Below are 2,350 nucleotides of genomic sequence, written 5' to 3'. Positions count from 1 at the left end.
CTGAAGTACCCGCTGGAAGCCCAGGGTTGGCTGGGTCTCACGGTCTTCATCGTGGACGGGAATAAGTGGCGTGGTGGAGTCGATAAACTCCTGCAGGTCATGCTTGAGTTTGTCGAGGTTGGCGCCGCACGCACGCAAAACGGTGGCGGCAGCTTCGTTATCCAAAAGTGCCAGCAGCAGGTGTTCGACGGTCATGAATTCATGACGCTTCGAACGGGCCTCCTTGAAGGCAAGATTGAGGGTGACTTCGAGCTCGCGGTTTAACATAGCTTCACCTCATACCCAAGTGGTCGGCGTTAACCGTCCTTCTCGATTTCACAGAGTAGCGGATGCTGGCTTTCCCTGGCGTACTGGTTGACCTGCATGGCCTTTGTCTCGGCGATGTCGCGGGTAAACACTCCACATACTGCCCGTCCTTCTGTGTGAACGGCCAGCATTACCTTGGTCGCCAACTCGCGGTTCAGGTTAAAAAACACCTCGAGCACTTCGACGACGAAATCCATCGGTGTGTAGTCATCATTGAACAAAACCACCTTGTACATCGGCGGCGCCTGTAAAGCAGGTTTGGCCTCCTGAACAGCAATGCCTGCAGAACCGTCGTCATCGTGTTCCTGATCCGGGCGATCCTGATTGAATGTTAGTCGAATCTGGCTGTTTGCATGCATGGAAAGAAAGGTTCGTCAGTGGTTCAAATACAGTGGTGGGGGCGACCTGTCAGAAATTCAACTCTGACCACCTGGTCGCCTTGACTATCGGTGAAACGGTGTTACAACCAATAGAACCCACAGTGGGTAAAAAAGGTCCGCGCAGTCAACCTTATTTATTCGGGTTAGGACGGATAAACTGGATGATACTCCAGTGATGGAGTCTGGTGCAGAGGGATATGGCTATGGCAAGCGGTAAGGTCAAGTGGTTCAACAATGCCAAGGGTTACGGCTTCATTATTGAAGACGGCAAGGATGAAGACCTTTTTGCGCATTACTCAGCGATCAAAATGGATGGCTACAAAACGCTGAAAGCAGGCCAACCGGTGTCTTTTGAGATTATTCAAGGACCCAAAGGCAACCACGCAGTAAATATCAGTGCGCCAATTTCCATTGGCACAGGCAAAGAAGGCCTCGCTCAACAACCAAAAGAGCAACTGGCCTGACCAGCCACTGAGCACGCACTTATTAAAAAGCCAGCCACTCCGGTTCACAGGGGTGGCTGGCTTTTTATTGCTTCTGCTTTACATATGCGAAATCAACGCATCACCAAAGCCTGAAGACGACACCAACTTGGCCCCGTCCATCAAGCGCTCGAAGTCATACGTCACCGTCTTGGCAGAAATCGCGCCGTTGGTGCCCTTGATGATCAAATCGGCCGCCTCGATCCAGCCCATGTGGCGCAGCATCATTTCTGCCGACAAAATCAGCGAACCCGGGTTCACCTGGTCCTTGCCTGCGTATTTCGGTGCGGTGCCGTGGGTGGCTTCGAACATCGCCACGGTGTCGGACAGGTTGGCCCCCGGTGCAATACCAATGCCACCGACTTCCGCCGCCAGTGCATCGGAAAGGTAGTCGCCATTGAGGTTCAGGGTCGCGATCACGTCATATTCGGCCGGGCGCAGCAAAATCTGCTGGAGCATCGCGTCGGCGATCGCATCCTTGACCACCACATTCTTGCCGGTCCTGGGGTTCTTGAACTGCATCCATGGGCCGCCATCGAGCAGCGTCGCGCCGAACTCTTTCTCGGCAATGCCGTAGGCCCACTCTTTGAAGGCACCTTCGGTGAACTTCATGATGTTGCCTTTGTGCACGATGGTCAGCGAATCGCGGTCGTTATCGACCACATATTGCAGGGCTTTGCGTGCCAGCCGCTCGGTACCCTCTTTGGAGACCGGCTTGATGCCGATCCCGCAGTCCTGATCAAAACGGATCTTGGTAACACCCATTTCCTCTTTCAGAAACTTGATCACCTTGATCGCTTCCGGCGAGCCGGCTTTCCACTCGATGCCGGCGTAAATATCCTCGGAGTTCTCACGGAAGATGGTCATGTCCACATCACCCGGCTTTTTCACCGGGCTGGGCACCCCTTCAAACCAGCGCACCGGGCGCAGGCACACATACAGGTCAAGTTGTTGGCGCAGGGCCACGTTCAATGAGCGGATACCGCCACCCACCGGCGTGGTCAGCGGGCCTTTGATGGAGACCACGTAATCCTTGACCGCATCCAGGGTTTCCTGGGGCAGCCAGGTGTCCTGGTCATAGACTTGAGTCGCCTTCTCGCCGGCGTAAACCTCCATCCAGGAGATTTTGCGCTTGCCGCCGTAGGCCTTTTCAACAGCTGCATCGACAACCTTGATCATCAC

General features: G+C 54.6%; 4 protein-coding genes. 1 reads left to right on the top strand and 3 read right to left on the bottom strand.

Annotation, left to right across the window (positions count from 1 at the left end):
* Positions 1-267 (bottom strand): Clp protease N-terminal domain-containing protein (locus WBB95_RS18035; protein WP_424488827.1); only part of this gene is annotated, 267 nt, incomplete at its 3' end.
* Between the two features lie 29 nt (positions 268-296).
* Positions 297-665, bottom strand: a complete 369-nt coding sequence (gene clpS / locus WBB95_RS18030; protein WP_005789091.1) for an ATP-dependent Clp protease adapter ClpS — start codon at positions 663-665, stop codon at positions 297-299.
* Positions 666-883: 218 nt separating this feature from the next.
* On the opposite strand from clpS, the gene cspD reads away from it, so the two are divergent.
* On the top strand, positions 884-1,150 hold the full coding sequence (gene cspD, locus WBB95_RS18025; RefSeq protein WP_424488826.1) for a cold shock domain-containing protein CspD: 267 nt from the start codon (positions 884-886) through the stop codon (positions 1,148-1,150).
* A gap of 78 nt (positions 1,151-1,228) precedes the next feature.
* Here cspD and icd read toward each other — a convergent pair.
* Positions 1,229-2,350, bottom strand: a 1,122-nt coding sequence (gene icd, locus WBB95_RS18020) for an NADP-dependent isocitrate dehydrogenase (RefSeq protein WP_424488825.1), incomplete at its 5' end; no start/stop codon positions are given.

The sequence above is a fragment of the Pseudomonas sp. genome, from assembly GCF_049645325.1.
GTDB lineage: Bacteria > Pseudomonadota > Gammaproteobacteria > Pseudomonadales > Pseudomonadaceae > Aquipseudomonas.
Note: the sequence above shows the minus strand (reverse complement) of the source record. Positions and strands in the feature narration are given on the sequence as shown.